This is a genomic window from Prevotella sp. LMAG:51, assembly GCF_008680225.1.
Classification (GTDB): Bacteria; Bacteroidota; Bacteroidia; order Bacteroidales; family Bacteroidaceae; genus Prevotella; species Prevotella pectinovora.
Genome location: NZ_NALQ01000022.1, coordinates 164,204 through 182,065 on the forward strand (window position 1 = coordinate 164,204; position 17,862 = coordinate 182,065).

Consider the following 17,862-nt stretch of genomic DNA (forward strand, 5'->3'; position numbering starts at 1 on the left):
ACTTTTATTGATAATTTTGCACCATCTATATTTATAATCTTTCATCCCCAAAAGACAATAGTCAATTCATGCCAAATAAACAAAAATCAAGAACAACGACAATGTTAGAAAAACTCTTCGGCTTCGATCCAGCGAAGCACAACATCAAGACGGAAGTAATGGCTGGTATCACCACCTTCCTCACGATGGCATACATCCTTGCCGTTAATCCAAGCATCTTTTCGGTCCTCGCCTCCAAGGGCATGGACACCAATGCCGTGTTCACCTCAACGGCTCTTGCTGCCATAATCGGAACACTGATGATGGCGATATATGCCAAGAAGCCGTTCGGACTCGCTCCCGGCATGGGGCTCAACGCTTTCTTCGTGTTCACCGTGTGTCTCACCATGGGATACTCATGGCAGTTTGCGCTCACGGCGATACTCATCGAGGGACTGATATTCGTGATTCTCACAATGACACGCATACGAACCCTTATCGTTGACTCCATACCGGCTTCCATAAAGCGGGCGATAGGTGCCGGAATCGGCATCTACATAGCGTTTATCGGACTGAAGAATGCGGGCATCATAGTGGAGAGCTCCGCCACTTTCGTCACCATCGGCGACCTGCCTCACGGTTCGGCATTGCTCGGGTCGATAGGCATAGTGCTCACGTCGGTGCTCATTGCCAGACGCGTGCCGGGAGCATTGCTCATCGGAATACTCGCCACATCGCTGATAGGAATCCCGATGGGAATAACGAAATTCCAGGGAATAATGGACACTCCGCCGTCTATAGCACCTATTTTCTGCCAGTTTGATTTCCACAACATTTTCACCATCGACATGGCCATCGTGGTGTTCACGTTCCTGTTCATCGACATGTTCGACACCATGGGCACGCTTGTCGGCGTATGCACCAAGGCAGGCATGATGAGAAAAGACGGTCGCATTCCTGGTCTGAACAAAGCGTTCATGGCTGATGCCGTGGCGACGATGGCTGGAGCGTGTCTGGGAGCAAGCACCACAACGACTTATGTGGAGAGTGCCGCTGGTGTGGCACAGGGCGGAAGGACCGGACTAACGGCTTTTGCCACGGCTCTCTGCTTCGTCGTGGCTCTCTTCTTCGCTCCCATCTTCCTCGCCATTCCTGCTGCCGCCACCACTCCGGTTCTCGTCATCGTGGGACTCTTCATGCTGTCGCCGATAAAAGACATCGACCTGAACAACTACACCGAAGCCATCCCCGCATTCATCACCATCGTGATGATGCCGCTGTCATACAGCATCTCCGACGGCATTCTCTGCGGCATCATAGCATACGTTGCCATAAACATCCTGTGCTGCAACTGGAAGAATCTCAACCCTACGCTCTATATCCTCGCTGCCTTGTTCGTGATGAAATACATTTTCATTTAACCCCAAACGGGTCAGACGGGCAATTAGGCTTTATATTATAAAGAATTGTGATTGTCTCTATAAATAAAGAACCAAGGAATGACAAAAGTAATTTGCACATTCGGAGTAATTTGCTTAACTTTGTATTGTCACTGATAAAATAATCCGCATTATGGTAGAAAGATACATCAATCCACATACAGACTTTGGATTCAAGAGATTGTTTGGATCAGAATTCAACAAAGAGTTGCTGATAAGTTTTCTCAACGCTTTGTTCCGTGGAGAACAGAACGTGAAGGATGTTACCTACTTGAACTCAGAACAGCTCGGCGACCGCATAGACGCCAGGCGTGCAGTATTCGATGTGTTTTGTGAGAATGACAAAGGCGAAAAATTCATCGTAGAGATGCAAAATGTATATCAGGAGTTCTTCAAAGACCGAACAATATATTATTCAACATTTCCAATACGAGAGCAAGCGCAACGTGGCGGAGATTGGGACTTTCATCTCAATTCCGTATATACGATAGGATTGCTGAACTTCAACTTTGCAGAGGGTTTGCAGAACGCAAAGAGGTGGCATCATGAAGTGAAATTAATGGAAACAGACACCAAAGAGGTCTTCTATGACAAACTAACGTATGTATATGTAGAGATTCCCAAATTCGACAAAACAGAAAATGAACTTGAAACGATGTATGACAAATGGATGTTTGTACTGAAAAACCTCTCATCTCTAATGAAACGTCCCGCCTCGTTACAAGAGCGTGTGTTCACACGTCTGTTTGAACAAGCTGAAATTTCCAAGTTCAACCCACAGGAACTGAAATCATACGAAGATAGTGTAAATGCTTATCGCGACATCGTAAACGCAATCAAAACTGCAGAAAAGAAAAAGTTTGCAGAAGGAAAAGCAGAAGGAAAAGCAGAAGGAAAAGCAGAAATTGCCCGTGCCATGCTTGCAAAAGGAATGGATATGGAAGTGATTTCTGAATTGACAGGAATTTCAATTGGCGAACTTAAGGACTTATAAATTCTCCTTCAAACAACCACAACCGCATGACACCAACCATTCCATTCATCAAGGAGAAATTCGACGAATACAACAGGATGATGTTCGACGGCAAACTGCCCGACATACCCATAAGGCTTAGCAACGCCAAAGGGTTTCTCGGCATGTGCTGCTTCAAGAAGAAACGCAACGGATTGATGGGCAAGGTGGTGAACTACGATTTCGTGCTGCGCATCAACACACGGTTTGACCTGCCGCAGGAAATAGTGGAGGATACTATCATACACGAGATGATACACTACTACATCGCCAGCAACCAACTGAAGGACACGAGTGCCCACGGACGAATGTTCCGCACGATGATGAACGGCATAAACGCCAGATTCGGCAGACATATAGCCATATCACACAAACCAACGGAAACGCAGAAACAGCAGGCAAGGGAAGGCAGACGGTCATGGCATGTGGTGGCTGTGGTGACCTTCACCGACGGACGCACAGGAGTGAAGGTGTTACCAAGAATCGTGGAACGGATAACCTACTACTACAACAATGTGCTCTCGGCAAAGGATGTATCAGCAATACAGCTCTATATGAGCAATGACACATTCTTCAACCAGTTTCCCAACTCCTCTGCACTCAAGGTCTCGATATGCGAAGAAGAAACTCTTAAGAGTCATCTCGCCGATGCGGAACGCATGGAATGCGACGGCAAAAGAATAATCCGCAACAGATAAGAGCCTCAACGAAACGGCAATAATGACAACTTAGACAACGATAATGACTTGACAAGGCGGCAATGACGACATGACAAGGCAACAACCACAAAAAACTTCCATCATAATCAGGGCTGAACTCCATACCAGTGAAGTTCAGCCCTAATTATTCATACTAGAAGTTCAGCCCTGATTATTATCGATAAACCTTTGGATTATCTTTGTTTTGCAGATAATAAAATTCTACCATAGCATTCATGGAATGAAAATCTCGCATAGGAGATGCCAGGCCTGCATCATCTCACGACCTTCCTCATGGTCTTGCCGTCTCTCACAATATATATACCCTTCGGCAGGACGGAGGAGTCTATGCGCATGCCATTGAGGTCGTAAACCTCCTTGCCCTGTAGAGCAGCGCCGGCAGAGACGTCGTTGATGGCAGACACCACCTTGTTCTCCTGAACCAAGACAATCTTCATCTCTCCCACTCCATCGGTGATGGTGATGGTGGCATCCCGTTTGTCAATGCCGACAGGCAATGCGGAATACTCTATCTGCAGGTCGTCGGCGGTATATTCTCCCGGCTCGCTGACCACCTTACACCACTGTTCGTCCGACGTTGCCGTCTTCCATCCGAGCTTCGAGAAGATGGTCTTTGTGGCTACTCCGGCTTCTTTGTCCACAAACACTGTGTCGTTGTCTACCGTCACTTCTCCCTTGTCGCTGACTTTCGCCGACACCATCACGGAGTGTTTCACCACCGGGAATACGGCGAGTGATGTCTGTCCGCCAGGGGCAGCCTGGAAATAGCCCGTCAGCGGGCGCCACTCTCCATTCTTCAGCATATAGGCGGTGTTGCCGTGGTCGCGCATCGGAGCCATTGCGAAGGCGCATTCCATAGCGTCGTTTTTCTCCGGAATGCCGTCGATGACAACGAAGAACTCATCGTTGATGACATAATCCTTGCTGAGCTGCACTTCCACCACTCCGTCTTTGGTAGTCAGCGCATAGTTCAGTTCTGTCATCGTCCACGTGTCGAGCAGGTCTATCTTCTGGTCGGGGAGTCCGTCTTTTGATGTATAGAGCGAGAACGACACATTTGTAATCTGGTCTGTCAGTTCCTCTGCCGAGGCTTTGGTGAAGTTGACATACATACCGGTGAGGAGCATCGGCGTGGACGGCTTCGAGAATTTCTCTGCCCATGCCGTGATGCCGAGTTTGTTGGCTCCCGGCAGGGTAAGGTTGCCATCGGTGAAATTGGTCTGATATCCGTCCTTGGGTTCGAAATTCGTGATGTAGCCGTCGAACTGCACCTGTACGCTGTCGTCCTGGAACGTGTAGCCGGTCTCGTTCTGGGCGATGTGTGTTACATACCATTTGTTCATCTTCTCATGACTGAAATCCACGTCCTTTGTAGTGAATATACCCTTTGGCGTGAATATAGGGTCGGTGTTGTTTTTCAGTTCATACTCTGAATATATCGCCCATGAATACTGGTCGGGAAATCCTGTAGAGCGGTCGGTGTAATGCACGGTGGCGAGCGGTGCCATCATACGCATCCTCGTGGTGAGATCGCGGAATTCTGCCGGCCATCCCACCTGTGCCGTCGGCTCCTGTCCTTCAACGCTTACGAAGGCTGTCTTGGTCACCTCGTCTTCTTCATCGCCGGCTTTCACTTTCAGCGTTACGTCGTAGTTGCCGGGCTTGGTGTAATATACGGTAGGGTTCTGGTCGGTCGAGGTCTCCGGCGTGCCGCCGGGGAATGTCCATTCCCACGACTCCGGGGTGCCGGCGGTGAGGTCGGCAAACTGTATCTCCTCGCCTGTCTTCACGGCAATCTGGTCGATGGTGGTCATACTGCTCACCGTGAGTCCGTCCACATAGAAGTCGCCGAGGTATCCGCCAACGTTGAAGCCATCGTCGGTTCCCGGACCGTAGGTGAGGCGCAGCTTCACCGTCTTGCCGGCAAATTCGGTGAGGTCGGCATCCACCTTTCGCCATGCGCTTCCCTTGTCGGCAACGCTCGTGCTCTTCCAGAGGTCTGTCTGAGTGGCGAAGCCGTCGGCTGAAGCACTGATTGTCAGAGTGGCGTATTCGTTCCACATAGTGTCGAAGTATACGTATCCATGAAATTGTGCATTGGCGGGCACATCGATGTCTTTGCTCGTTATCGTGCCGATGGTGCGGCGCACGATATTATATGGTCCGTCGATATGCAGCGATGCTTTATCGTCGGGGTCGATGCCCGTGAATGCCTTGTCGCCGGAGGGCTGCTTCAGGGTAAAGGTCACGTTGTTGCCTTCGCCATTGTCCTGGGTCCAGTCGGCAAGCGTACCGTTGTCGAAGTTCTCTGCCCATACCGTTTCCTGCCCTGTCGCGGCGTTCTTCACACTGAAGTCTGCCTTCACTCCCTTGGCATCGGCACGACGGATGGTGCGGGGCATGCTCGACGGAAATGGCGCAGGACGGTATTCCAGGCGTAATGCCTTACTGTCTTTGGCCGGATTGGCGGTTTGTATTTTGCCTACTAAGACCTTGTTGTCATCGGTGGCAAATGCTGTATATGCCATGCCTGCCGCGACGGCTAAAACGAACGATGTGGTAAGTAATCTGTTCATAACGTTTTCCCTTTTGTTTATACTTTTGTTTCGCATGTATCCCACATGCTGCCATATTGACGAATTGTCTGCAAATTTATGTATTTTAATTAAGAAGCGCAAGGATATGACGTATAAACAGCCATTTTTGACTACAAATAAGACAATCGAACCCCAATCGGTCATTAGACCGTTTTAATGCTGTGTTTTATAACTGCTTGCAGTCTTTTGTTTTTTATAAGGCGTCTTTTGCCTGTTTTAACCCAAATCGGCCATTAGGGCTTGCTTGGATTTTGCTTTTTTAGAAGAGTGGATTTTGTTTGGCTTTTAATGAGTAATAGCGAGCTATTGCGAATTAAAAACAGACAAAAGACGCCTTATAAAAAGCAAAAGACTGCAAGCAGTCATTAAATAATTCTATAAACGGCCTAATGACCGATTCGGGTTTAAATTCGCAATAGCCCACTATTACTCATTAAAATCCAAACGAAATCCACCCTTCTAAAAAAACAAAATCCAAGCAAGCCCTAATGCCCGATTTGGGTTAACAGAGTTAACAGTTAACAGGTGTTTTTTCGCTCTTTCTTCTCTAAACTTTTCATTTTTTCGCTCCTTCCTTGTGTGCCTTCACATTTATCTTTTTGTCTTTGTATCAAAAAGGATTCTGAAAAAGGTGTTACATTTATAATATTTTAAATAGCAGACTATGTCTGTACACATGTTTAAAAAGAATATAAACTAAAATAATAGAACTATGAGAAAAAGAAAACCGTGTCAGAAACTAATCCGACACGGTTCCTTTTTGCAAACTGCATTTTCATATATTGCGGCATTACAGGAATGCCTTTCCTACAGATCTCATTTTCACTTTCTGGTCACTCTGAACCAGTCTGCATCAATCCAGCCACGGTTGGTCTTCTGTCCTGGCTCGTATGCCACGAAGCCTATCTTGGCTCCTATCCACTTGCCTTCGCGCATGGTGAACTCGGTGCCACACTTGGTGTACTTCTTGCCGTCGAGACTGTAAGAGAAATGCATCTTGCCATCGTTCACGCTCATACGCATATATATGTCGATGTGAGTGCCTGGCTGATAGTCTATCTGGTCTACTGCCGTTGGCTTGAGTGTGGCGATAAGCTGCTCTGTCTGCGGTTTGCCCTTGTCGGCGCTCTTGCATGAAATCTGAAGGAGCTGGAAATCATTGCCCACTCGCTTCACCACAAGGCCAGAATAGTCAAGACCCATCATCAGCAGTCCGCCGGTCTGGTTCTGGTCTTTTGATGTGAAACGGATTTTGGTGGTGGCTGTGAACTTGTCGGCTGGTGTCTTCTGCAGCAGCAGGTTGGGCACTTCCCAGAGGTTCTGGAATTTCTCCGACACCTTGTGGGTGTATACTCTATACGAACCGAAGGCTGTCGGCATACCGAAGGTCTCATTGTAGTTGGCATGCCATTGCCATTGCAGTCCGAGTCTGGTGTCGCTGAACTCATCGCTCTCTGCCGGATTCACCACCTGCACCTTGCCTGAGGTCTTCGGCTTGCGGTATGTCGTGACGGGTTCGCCACAGTAGTCGCCGTCTTTATCGATGCCCGTCACAGGCCAGTTGTCCTTCCATGTCACAGGCTGCAGATGCACCACGCGGCCGTAGGCTTCCTTGTCCTGGAAATGCAGAAACCAGTCTTCGCCGAATTTGGTGTGTACCCATGCGCCCTGATGAGGACCGTTTATCTTTGTCTTGCCCTGGGCGAGAACCACCTTGCTCTCGTATGGACCGAACGGATTCTTGGAGCGCATCGCCACCTGGAAACCGGTCGGCACTCCGCCGGCAGGAAACATCACCCAATACCATCCGTCGCGCTTGTATATCTTCGGTCCTTCGCAAGTGCGGCTCTCGGTGCCGTTGCCGTCGTAGATAATCACGGGGTTGCCGATGGGTTTAGTACCGTCGGCAGACAACTCACGGATAGCGATTACGGAGGCGAAACGCGAACGGCTGTTGGCGTATGCGTTGACGAGATAGCAGCGGCCGTCGTCGTCCCAGAGTGGTGTGGTGTCTATCAGTCCCTTGCCCGGAATCACACACAGCGGTTTCGACCATTCGCCGGCGGGGTCTTTTGCCTTCACCATAAACACGCCATAGTCGGGATCGCCCCAATAGATATAGAACTCGCCGTTGTGATAGCGTATTGACGGCGCCCAGATGCCGTTGCCGTGGGATGGCCGGTCGAATTCCTGCTTCGGCTCCAGTTCCTTAACGGCATGGCCTACTATCTCCCAGTTTACCAGATCCTTGGAATGGAGGATGGGCAGACCGGGGATGCAGTTGAACGAACTTGCCGTGAGGTAATAGTCTTCGCCGGCGACACACACGTCGGGGTCGCTATAGTCGGCATTGATAACGGGGTTGGTGTAGGTGCTGTTGCCATTGTCTGGGCTCCACACCTGCGACTTGTACTGTGCCAGCGCTGCCATAGGCAATGCGAGCATCATCAGCAGAAGGTGTTTTCTTTTCATAATCGGTTATGCTATTTTGATTTGTTAGTGATTGTCTGTTTCGCCTTACAACACGTTGACGTATTCGCCTTCGATGCGTTGCAGCTTCAGCTGGTAGTTCACGTCGTGTACGATGCTCATCAACCGTGCGTGCTCGTCATCACCGCCATAGAGCGAGAGGGCGAGATGGCCCATCGTGCGGCGCAGGTTTATCTCCACACACGGATGGAGCAGGAACCTGTTGCCTTCGGCTCCAGCCACTACCATCATGTCGACGCCGAATTCTCCCGCATAGCGTCCGGAGAGCATGGCGGTGAGATTCTGCTCCAGACGACTGGCTATGTCGTCGAGAAGCGTCTCGCTGACATAGCGGCTGAGAATGTCGCGCTTGAACCGCTCGCTGCCCACCACATTGCCCGTATACTGGGCGTTGAGGGTCTTGAACACCGACAGTCCGCAATATCTCACGCCTCCATCGGGAGTGGAGACGAACTCCATGGCGAAGTCGCACATCTTGTTATAGCGGGGTTCTATCATCACCTTGCCCTGGTGTTGCAGCGTGTGTCTTATCCATGACAGTTTGGGCTGGTCGGCAGCGTCGCTGACATAACGCACTCCCCGGCCCGACGAGCTCCACGGGGCTTTCACCACGGCATTGCCCAGCTGGCGGATGATGCTGCAGGCCTCATCCATGGCAGTAGCCACGAAGCTCTCGCCACAGGTATCGCCTTCAATTCCTTTTCTCACCGCGTGCAGCATTTCCTTCGTCTGCTCGCGGTCTGAGAAGCGGCGCACGTCGGCAAGCTGTCCCTCGGTGGGCAGGATGTCGGCGGCGACTCCGTTTTCGGCGAGTTCCGCACATACCCTGCAGTCCCATCCCCAGGGCTTCACGCCATCAAGGGGCAGCGAGGCGAGGTCGGTCTTCTCCACGAACAGCACGTCGGCAATCATCCCCTTATACTGTTTGGATGCTTTCAGGGCATATTTGATGTCGTCAACGAGGACGGCATCTCCGTCTTTCGCCCAGAAAGCGGGCAGAAAACCAAGATTCATACGCATCTCCTGAGCCACATGGGGTATCGTGAGGTGTGGCACGTCATAAGCGAGTGCTATATCGTGTTCGGGGTTGAATATATGTAAATCCACGTGCTGTATCGTTACCGTTGTTTGTTTTCTTTATCCTATTGAAATGACCATCCCAAAAAACATTTCTTCTCTTATTATGGAAGTCATATTCTTTATCGAGTGCAAAATTAAATAAAAAAGCGTACATTTGCACTTATTAAAAGACAAAAAATGAATAACGACCCAACGATATGTGCAATAGCCACCGCACAGGGCGGTGCGATAGGAATAATAAGAGTCTCTGGCAATGAGGCGATTGAGATAACGGAAAAGATTTTCTCGCCGGCGGGAAAAGCCGACAGGCAGCTGCACGACAGAGCGCCATACTCCATCGCCTTCGGCAGGATAACCGACGGGAAGGGAGAGACCGTGGACGAAGTGCTGGTGAGCGTGTTCCGTGCTCCTCATTCTTACACGGGCGAAGACTCCACGGAGATTTCCTGTCATGGCTCGGCGTATATACTGCAGAGGGTGATGACGCTGCTGATAGAGAACGGCTGCGCGGCTGCCGGACCGGGTGAGTTCACTCAGCGTGCCTTCCTCAACGGCAAGATGGACCTCTCGCAGGCTGAAGCCGTGGCTGACCTCATCAGCTCTACCAACAAGGCCACTCACGACATGGCACTCAGCCAACTGAAGGGACACTTCAGCAACGAGCTGTCTGACCTGCGCGAGCATCTGCTGAAGCTCACTTCGCTACTGGAACTGGAACTTGACTTCTCTGACCACGAGGAACTGGAGTTTGCCGACCGCACGGAGCTATACGCCCTTGCCAACGACATCCATCAGCGACTCGTATCTCTCATCCATTCGTTTGAAATCGGAAACGCACTGAAAAACGGCATACCGGTGGCTATCGTCGGCAACACCAACGTGGGAAAGAGCACGCTGCTCAACCTCCTGCTGCATGAGGAGAAGGCTATCGTGAGCGACGTACACGGCACGACACGCGATTTCATTGAAGACTCCACCATCATCAACGGCATACAGTTCCGCTTCGTCGACACCGCCGGCATCCGTGACACCGACGACGTAGTGGAAAGCATCGGCATAGAGCGCACTTACCAGAAGTTGCAGGAGGCGAAGATAGTGCTCTGGCTTATCGACCGGCAGCCGACAACGGCTGAAATCGACGACATAAAGGAGCATGTGGACGGAAAGAGACTCATCGTGGTGAGAAACAAGATTGACAAGTCTGGCGAAACGACTTCGGCTGACGAGTCTGTCAAGACCCCTTCTGCCGCTACCGGTCTGGCATCAGACTGGTTGTCTGACTCCTTGGCCGGTACCGGCTACAAGACAGTGGACATCAGCGCAAAATACGGCACCAACATTCCACAGCTTGAGCAGCTCATCGTAGAGGCTGCCGACATACCCCAGATTTCAGAGAGCGACATCGTGATAACTTCTGCCCGCCACTACTCTGCCCTTCTCCGTGCCGACGAATGTCTGCAGCGTGTCATCGACTCCATGAACATCGGTCTCAGCGGCGACCTCCTTGCAGAAGACCTCCGCATGGTCATCGACCACCTCGCCGACATCACCGGCGAAGAGCGGATAACAACAGAAGAAACGCTCCAGAAAATATTCCGGGAGTTCTGCATCGGAAAATAGATGATGCTGTGACATTCCTGTTTATGGACGAGTTTTATTCAACTCTTTTCACGCAGAATGACATGCTAAAAGCATATCAATCAGCACTTAAAAAGATAATGGATGAGTATCCTGAACCGTATTATTGGGCTGGTTTTATCCTCATTTACAACTAATAAAGATAAAAGAAACTAATGGGATTATTTGATTTTTTTAAAAGCGATGAAGAAAAGGTGAGATCCAAAATCCGGAAAGGATTCGATGGATGTGTTAGAACAGCAGTTAAATCAGCTGGCACTAATGACAGTTTTATGCTTGGAATAATGGTACAAGCAGCTATTGCCGACTTTTACAAATCCATGAAGGATCACCCTGCATTATGGATGTTATGTAACAAGCTGGGGGTTGACTATGATACCATTCTTGAAGAAGAATGCCGAAGAGCATTGAATAAATACTTGAAATAAGGCCATCAACTAATTATTCATCGACCTGATAAACGTATGCAATCATTGAACCGAAAAAGTTCAATGATAGTTATCATTCTGTATGTTGTTTCAATCTTGTTTATAATACCTATCCTATTTTAAGCAAAGAAACAGAACTATTCCAACTAATACCATTAACGAACCCACAATCCTTTGGACTTTTATTTCTGCAAAGGTAGGGATGTCATTGGTCAATCTATATAAAGGATAAAGGAGAAGCCTTAGCAAGAGGGCAATCAATTTAGCTAGTATTAACCCTCCCACATATACACCTAAATACCACCAATGTTCCGTAAAGGTGAGATAGCCTACCATTCCTAAAACAAAAATAACACCCAGAATATTTGATAGACCATAGAAAATACGCAACAATGGATTATGAGTCCAATATTTTTCATTAAACTCAGCTTCAAATCTACCATTAGGGTTTTCTGGCACACATAGCTGAAGGCCAACTAAAGCCAAAAACGAAGTCCATAATACCAATGACACATTCATGATAATTACGCTTTTAGTGTTATTATTATACTAATTTATCCCTACCGAATAAAGAAATCAGCCTCTGAGGATTAACTGTTATCTCAGCTAATTCGCCTTCCGTATATCCAATAGAAGTAAACATACGAGTAAATAATCTTTCTGATATTTCTTTGCAATCCATACCTGTTTGCCTATCCCTTCCACAAGCTCTTTTGACAAAGGTTGAGCATCTATAGATCAAAAAATCTAATATGTTTTTATTCTTTTCCTTAATATCACATAATAAACGCATCGAGTGAGATATACCTCGATCAAAACCCTCAGCAGCGAAGAAAGAGTCAGCATCTTTTACAGTAACCCCCAATGCTTTAGACTCAAGCTCTATCTGATGATGGGCTATTGCTATATCTCGAACACTTGTACGAATATTCTTCATAAATACATCAAAAACAAAAATAAAGGCATACCTTTCTGAAAGGCTTAATGGCTCATACACTTCCCTGGATATTTGCAGAGCATATTCCTCTTCTTGTTTCCAACGCTTTGTAAACTTACGTCTTGCAACAACTAACTTTACAAAAAACAGGCCAACTATGACCAATACAACAATTAAGAATACCTTCATCATAAATGTCCATATTGAATGAAATTATCTGTAGCAATATATACATCCTGAGACAACATCACTTTACGTCTTCCACCAAAGCGATAAAGCATAAAGTTATGCCAATATCCCATGTCATGGTTTCTTAGTTTTTGAGACCATGGCAATGGCTTTTTGCAAAACTCCATATTCGCTTTAATATCTTGTGTATTTGGAGTATATTTATACTTCATTAAAACTGAAGCAAATGCATTATATGCATCTGCATATCGTTGAACTTGCATATATGCGCTTGCAAGCTCTAAAGCACTCTGCTCTGTTTGAAGACGTTCGTGACGATGTTCAGCGACGATAACCATCTTTTTATAATACTTTCGTTTACCAGTAAAACGCCAGTAATGGTATAGCCAGAATAAAAACAGGACAAATAAAAATAATTTCATAACCTAAATCATATTAGTGAAGTAACACAAATCCACCCCAATCACGGACTCCGTATTTTGGATTCTTACTATCTTTCATGCTCTTCTGGGCACTATAGAAAGCCCTGTCAATGTCTTTTCCAGAAAGGAGGAACTCATAAAAACGTCTCATCAGTTCCTCTGTTGCAGCATCGGGTACTGACCATAAGCTCATTAAGATGTTATTTGCGCCTGCGAGTTTAAAAGCCCTCTGTAAGCCATAAACGCCCTCATCACCCTTAATCTCCCCAAGACCTGTTTCACAAGCGGATAGAACAACCAACTCGCAAGAACCAAGATTTTGAGTTTCTATCTCATCTGCTCTCAGGATACCATCTTCATATCCCGTTTGAAAGGACTGGGGCTTAAAGTCATCCTTCCAGGCTGCATTTGCATTTGCAAAAAACAGTCCTGAATTATGCATTGCACTACTATGTTCGTGTTCCTTGTCTTCATTGAAGAAACCATGAGTCGAAACATGTATAATATCAGCGCTAGAAGCTTCACGCTTAAAGGAAGATTCTGTCGCACTATTCCCTGTGTGAGGGGTAACAGAACCCACTTTCCCTTTTAACATACGGGAGATATTATCAACTTCGCTTAATGAACCAGGTAGGTATATTAAATTGTCACCACGCAGAACAGCTCGTGTTTTTACCACATTCTCATTCTCTGAGTCTGCTATTCCATAATCGATACCGCCCCAAAGAGCAACTTTCATCTGCTCTATTTCAAATTCCTTTTTTGTACCCTTCTTGTATAAGTCAATAGGATTTGCCAAGGCTCTCAAATTATATTTATCCCCTATCGTCGTATTATCATCAATAAACAATGCCATCAAAGGTATCCGATGTACTATGCCTGCTGGTGAATACACAACATTTCCCTTGGAATCAATTTTACCGGCTAACTTTTCAAACAAATAGTGATAAGCCTTATTGTCCACACATAAGCCAGGGGTGTTTGTTCGAGCGATTTCTGCCAAGGATGACAACTCTTCTGATGAACACATCGGCAAAAACAAAAGGCCTTCTTTCTTATTTAACAAGAATGCCCCTAAAGAAGATCCGTGCTTCCCTGGCATTTCCACATAGGTAATAAGACTTTCTTCGCGTGAAAGAGACGATTTTATATCCGCTACACGAATATCAGAATAATTACTTCTGGCAAATTCAGAGCACTTCACAGAGAGTTCTTTCTCTAATTCTGATATTTTCTGCTTAAGATACATTCTTCTGGCAAAGTTACCTGGTCCAACAACCTCGTCTCGTGCTATCAATTCCTGTTTGAAAGCAATATACTGTTCATAATCGTTTAACAGAGTCGTGTCTGAAGAGTTTATCAGTGTGTTTCTAAGCAAAGCATCGGTTCTCATAAGCAACCCACGGTTAAACACCTCATTCTCGAAACATAGTTCTACTAGTTTCTCATTATTGGGATGTTCTTCTAAAAGGGCAAGAGCATAAGAAAATGGCTCTTTCAATTCTTGTGAAAAATACTCCTGCTGACTGGTCGTCATTCCAGCAAAATTTTTAGAAATCTGTGTTCGGAGACCTCTGCAACAATGAATTAGCCTGTCTATATTTTCAGAGGATTCCTCATTCTGATACTTGATTACACGAGCTTCTGCCAACAAATAACCTAAATCTTCTTCACTGTAATATTTATCCATGAAACGCATATAGACATTCATGAAACGTCTAGCATTCTTATAGTCGTGAAGAATGTAACAATACTCAGCGAAATCGCCAAGCGGATCTAAATCCTCCTCTTTATCAATGGCAGGAACAATATTGATTCCATTTAAAAGCATAGCTTGTGCCTGGAATATATCATTTTTCTCTAAATACCATGATATCAATCGATTTACAAACGTCAATTTCAATGACGACTTAAACCTAGGAACCTGCCATACATGACTTATATAATTCTTCAAAGAATCAATTGCTGCATCTGGATTTTCAAGATACAAACCACATATGATGTCATATTTTAGATTGTGCTCCAACGTGTATAGGTCAGAATGCTCCTCATCAATGATTGGTAATTTGTAACCATGCTCCGCAAGCATGTCATTAACTTTTGAAAAACGTTTGTTGTTATCAAACTTCTTCAATTCATTATACATTTCCAGCTGCTTCTCCCTATCCCCCATTTTTTCATACAGTCGGAACAAGTCCCTTGCTGCAACTGCATGAAGAAAATCCAAACTTAGCTTTGACATCTCCTTGTCATCGTCCGAAACATCTGACATATCGGGCTTCAGATTTAAAAAGTCCCTTCCAATCTTCTCTGCCTTGCTATATTCACCTACATGCAGATAACAATCCCTTAGCATATCTTTATTGGGCAGATTCTTCAGATGATCATTCACATAAGATGTATCTCCTTCTGCAATAAAAATGGCAGCGTGATAATGGTGGTTTGAATATAATTCTTTGAACGTCTTATCTGTAAGAGCATAATTCAGGATATGCACATCTTTTGGGAACATCCATTCTAATACAAATATGATAATAACAAGACCTACAAAAGCTCCTGCTATAGAAAGTAAAAGCCAAGCATACATTAAGAGAAAATGGTATATATTCTCGAATATATTACTCATGAATATTCTCCTAAATATATTTTTCTTTTCTGGATTATTCATATTCTATTAGTGTATTATTTGGTAAGCCACATAGATAGCTGCAACAAATATAGCGAACCATGTTACTGGCGAGAATAGCACCATAACAACATAATGAACATTGTTAAGGAAAGCATCCTTAAAGGATTCTCCCTTTGAATAATGGGATCTAAGTACCAGAAACAGGTACAGACATGCCAACAGAACCAGTAATTCCTTCAGTATAGTTATCATTGCTCTTTTATAAAAGGAGTTAGGTCAAAAACCACGGACTTTAGGAAAGAAAGCACTTCATCCTTGTCCATTCTTTCATCACGTTGTATTCCATACTTCGACAAAGCACAGAATTTATGAGTCTCTGCATCAAATCTTACCGAGAAAGTCCATAAATAGGAAATGGAGTCTGCAACATACTGATATTGATCAAGATAATATTGATCATCGTTGATGATTGTATCACATGCAATAACCTCTCCCGAAAAATATTTCTGCTCTTCAGGAAGGGACTGAAGTAAAATAGACATATAATCCGAATGACGCCTTTTAGGAGAGACACCCGACATAACCAGTTCGCAAATAGAGTCACTTGCCAATTCCCATAACGTAACATCTTGGGGCATATCCTCCATATCCATTATCTCCTTTGTCGAATGGCTCCATTTGCTTGTTGATTCAAACAAAAGAAGACCATCACTATAACTATTTGAGGGAATCGACAAAGAACTAAGCTCGTGTTTCTTACTCTTATTCTCCATTTCAATATTAGTATAGAGCATATAAGAAATAGAAAACACACTCAGAATAAAGAATAAAAGCCAGACCCATCCACCTGGGGAAAACTTACGTTCAGATTTGGGATAGAGTTGTTTAACCGATTTGGATTTCCCCAAATAGAATAGGAATGTTATTGTCAGCAAAAGCTGAAGTGCAGGAGATAACGCATACATCCAGTGTAAGTAAATTATCTTTCCCAATAATTGAATCAGTTGAAACAAAACGACTATTAAATTCAGCCCTAATGCCCATCTGACACATGTAATGCCATCTGGTTTGCCCTTTAGCAATCTAATGATGCTCCAAAAAGACAGGCAAAGCATAACAATATCAAGGCATGCCAAAATGAGGCTGAAAATAATCGGTTCATCCTCTGCCACCGTGGCGTCCATCATGTCATAGTACATCCTAGGTAAGTCCTGATATACAGTTCTGATAAGTAAATAAAAGAACAAGAACAGGAATGTGCTAAGAACAAATCCAGGTACTTTTCTGTTATTCATTTCTTCTTCCATAGGTAAAAGGCGATTATAATGACAGCCAAAAGAATGGCAAGACCTACTATCCAATAAATCTGAGTATCGGCACCATCATGATTACCACAATCATCTATCTCCACAATAGTGGTATCCGGCTTTTCTTCTAACATCTGAAGAGCATCAATCGTTGTTGCGAACTCAGGAGATTGTCTAGTACTTTTATTGAAGGACTCCACGTTACTTCTTATATCCGCACATAGAGAAAGTAGGCTATTCAATCCGTCCTTTTCATAAGCCTTGATGAAGGCGTATGTTAATGAACCATACCATTTGTTTTCTGAGACTTCATATTCTGCATTTAACTGATAACTCTGACATGCGCTTATGAACAGAACATCTGATATGCCATCAGATTTTGCAACCCCGACAACATTTTTCAAGTCCTTATGAACTGCTCTTACTGTGCTATCTGGTCCGAATACTGGATAGCCACCGCGACAGTTCTCCATCTCTTTAGTATCACGGAAAGAATCGCCACTATGACAAGCATCCAGGAGAACAATCACAAGTCCATCTGAACCTGCTGCCTTTCTAAGTCTGAAGATGTGTTCTGATAGGACATCATCACGCAAATGTTTCTCTCCATGATAATCAGAACTGTATTTAACCTTTGCATCATATGGAATTAAGGCCTCGTCAAGAGAATCTGATTCTTCCTCACCAACGGCAATCATTTGCTGGCCATGACAAGAAAACGAAACAAGAACGGTATCGCCATGGCAAGTCGCCTTTTGCAGGCCATCTAATTCTTTCAGGATATTAACCAATGTGGCTTTTTCGTCAAGAATTGATTTTACGGAAAAAGAACTAGACAACACGCTTTCTAACAGGGATACGTCATTGTCTGCATGAATCTTTCTCCAACCGCTTTCTTCAGGATAGTTGGCAACTCCCACCAACAAAGCCCGGCGTTGCTGTGCTGGGCATAACAACGTCACAAATAAAAGGGAAATAACCAACCACCTTCTCATA

The 17,862-nt window shown here is 45.5% G+C and carries 15 protein-coding genes; 6 read left to right on the forward strand and 9 right to left on the reverse strand.

Annotation, left to right across the window (positions count from 1 at the left end; translation table 11 throughout):
* The first annotated feature begins 101 nt into the window (after positions 1-101).
* The 3 genes from CCC32_RS08225 to CCC32_RS08235 all read left to right on the forward strand — a co-directional run bounded on the left by CCC32_RS08225 (position 102) and on the right by CCC32_RS08235 (position 3,128).
* Positions 102-1,400, forward strand: coding sequence for an NCS2 family permease (locus CCC32_RS08225; protein ID WP_287073600.1), 1,299 nt, complete (start codon positions 102-104; stop codon positions 1,398-1,400).
* 151 nt (positions 1,401-1,551) lie between these two features.
* Positions 1,552-2,412: an Rpn family recombination-promoting nuclease/putative transposase gene (locus tag CCC32_RS08230; protein ID WP_042519313.1), complete on the forward strand. Its 861-nt coding sequence runs from the start codon at positions 1,552-1,554 to the stop codon at positions 2,410-2,412.
* 26 nt (positions 2,413-2,438) lie between these two features.
* Positions 2,439-3,128, forward strand: a complete 690-nt coding sequence (locus tag CCC32_RS08235) for a SprT-like domain-containing protein (protein WP_287073603.1) — start codon at positions 2,439-2,441, stop codon at positions 3,126-3,128.
* Between the two features lie 275 nt (positions 3,129-3,403).
* Here the strand turns inward: CCC32_RS08235 and CCC32_RS08240 are convergent, their stop codons facing one another.
* The 3 genes from CCC32_RS08240 to CCC32_RS08250 form a co-directional block, all read right to left on the reverse strand.
* Complete coding sequence (locus CCC32_RS08240) at positions 3,404-5,725, reverse strand: PKD domain-containing protein (protein WP_287073605.1); 2,322 nt, start codon at positions 5,723-5,725, stop codon at positions 3,404-3,406.
* A gap of 843 nt (positions 5,726-6,568) precedes the next feature.
* Positions 6,569-8,218: a glycoside hydrolase family 43 protein gene (locus tag CCC32_RS08245; protein WP_287073606.1), complete on the reverse strand. Its 1,650-nt coding sequence runs from the start codon at positions 8,216-8,218 to the stop codon at positions 6,569-6,571.
* A gap of 45 nt (positions 8,219-8,263) precedes the next feature.
* Positions 8,264-9,343, reverse strand: a complete 1,080-nt coding sequence (locus CCC32_RS08250; protein ID WP_042519308.1) for an ATP-grasp domain-containing protein — start codon at positions 9,341-9,343, stop codon at positions 8,264-8,266.
* Between the two features lie 150 nt (positions 9,344-9,493).
* Between CCC32_RS08250 and mnmE the strand changes: the two genes are divergently transcribed.
* The 3 genes from mnmE to CCC32_RS08260 are packed head-to-tail and all read left to right on the forward strand — an operon-like array spanning position 9,494 to position 11,382.
* A complete protein-coding gene (gene mnmE / locus CCC32_RS08255) occupies positions 9,494-10,936 on the forward strand; it encodes a tRNA uridine-5-carboxymethylaminomethyl(34) synthesis GTPase MnmE (protein ID WP_287073610.1) in 1,443 nt (480 codons plus the stop codon).
* 23 nt (positions 10,937-10,959) lie between these two features.
* Complete coding sequence (locus CCC32_RS12675) at positions 10,960-11,091, forward strand: hypothetical protein (protein WP_353756373.1); 132 nt, start codon at positions 10,960-10,962, stop codon at positions 11,089-11,091.
* A gap of 18 nt (positions 11,092-11,109) precedes the next feature.
* Entirely contained in the window at positions 11,110-11,382 is a 273-nt protein-coding gene (locus CCC32_RS08260; protein ID WP_022148884.1) for a hypothetical protein, read from the forward strand.
* Between the two features lie 114 nt (positions 11,383-11,496).
* Here CCC32_RS08260 and CCC32_RS08265 read toward each other — a convergent pair whose 3' ends face one another.
* From CCC32_RS08265 to CCC32_RS08290, 6 genes are all read right to left on the reverse strand, one after another.
* Positions 11,497-11,901, reverse strand: coding sequence for a hypothetical protein (locus tag CCC32_RS08265; RefSeq protein WP_287073616.1), 405 nt, complete (start codon positions 11,899-11,901; stop codon positions 11,497-11,499).
* 25 nt (positions 11,902-11,926) lie between these two features.
* Positions 11,927-12,511 (reverse strand): hypothetical protein, encoded by a 585-nt coding sequence (locus CCC32_RS08270; RefSeq protein WP_287073618.1) that lies wholly within the window; start codon positions 12,509-12,511, stop codon positions 11,927-11,929.
* Positions 12,508-12,930 carry a hypothetical protein gene (locus CCC32_RS08275; RefSeq protein ID WP_287073620.1) on the reverse strand — a complete coding sequence of 141 codons (423 nt, stop codon included), beginning with the start codon at positions 12,928-12,930 and terminating at the stop codon, positions 12,508-12,510. The genes CCC32_RS08270 and CCC32_RS08275 overlap by 4 nt, the downstream gene beginning before the upstream one ends.
* 13 nt (positions 12,931-12,943) lie before the next feature.
* Positions 12,944-15,598 (reverse strand): CHAT domain-containing protein, encoded by a 2,655-nt coding sequence (locus tag CCC32_RS08280; RefSeq protein ID WP_287073621.1) that lies wholly within the window; start codon positions 15,596-15,598, stop codon positions 12,944-12,946.
* Between the two features lie 209 nt (positions 15,599-15,807).
* Positions 15,808-16,866: a hypothetical protein gene (locus CCC32_RS08285; protein WP_287073623.1), complete on the reverse strand. Its 1,059-nt coding sequence runs from the start codon at positions 16,864-16,866 to the stop codon at positions 15,808-15,810.
* Complete coding sequence (locus tag CCC32_RS08290; RefSeq protein ID WP_287073624.1) at positions 16,851-17,861, reverse strand: caspase family protein; 1,011 nt, start codon at positions 17,859-17,861, stop codon at positions 16,851-16,853. The genes CCC32_RS08285 and CCC32_RS08290 overlap by 16 nt, the downstream gene beginning before the upstream one ends.
* Position 17,862: the final 1 nt, after the last annotated feature.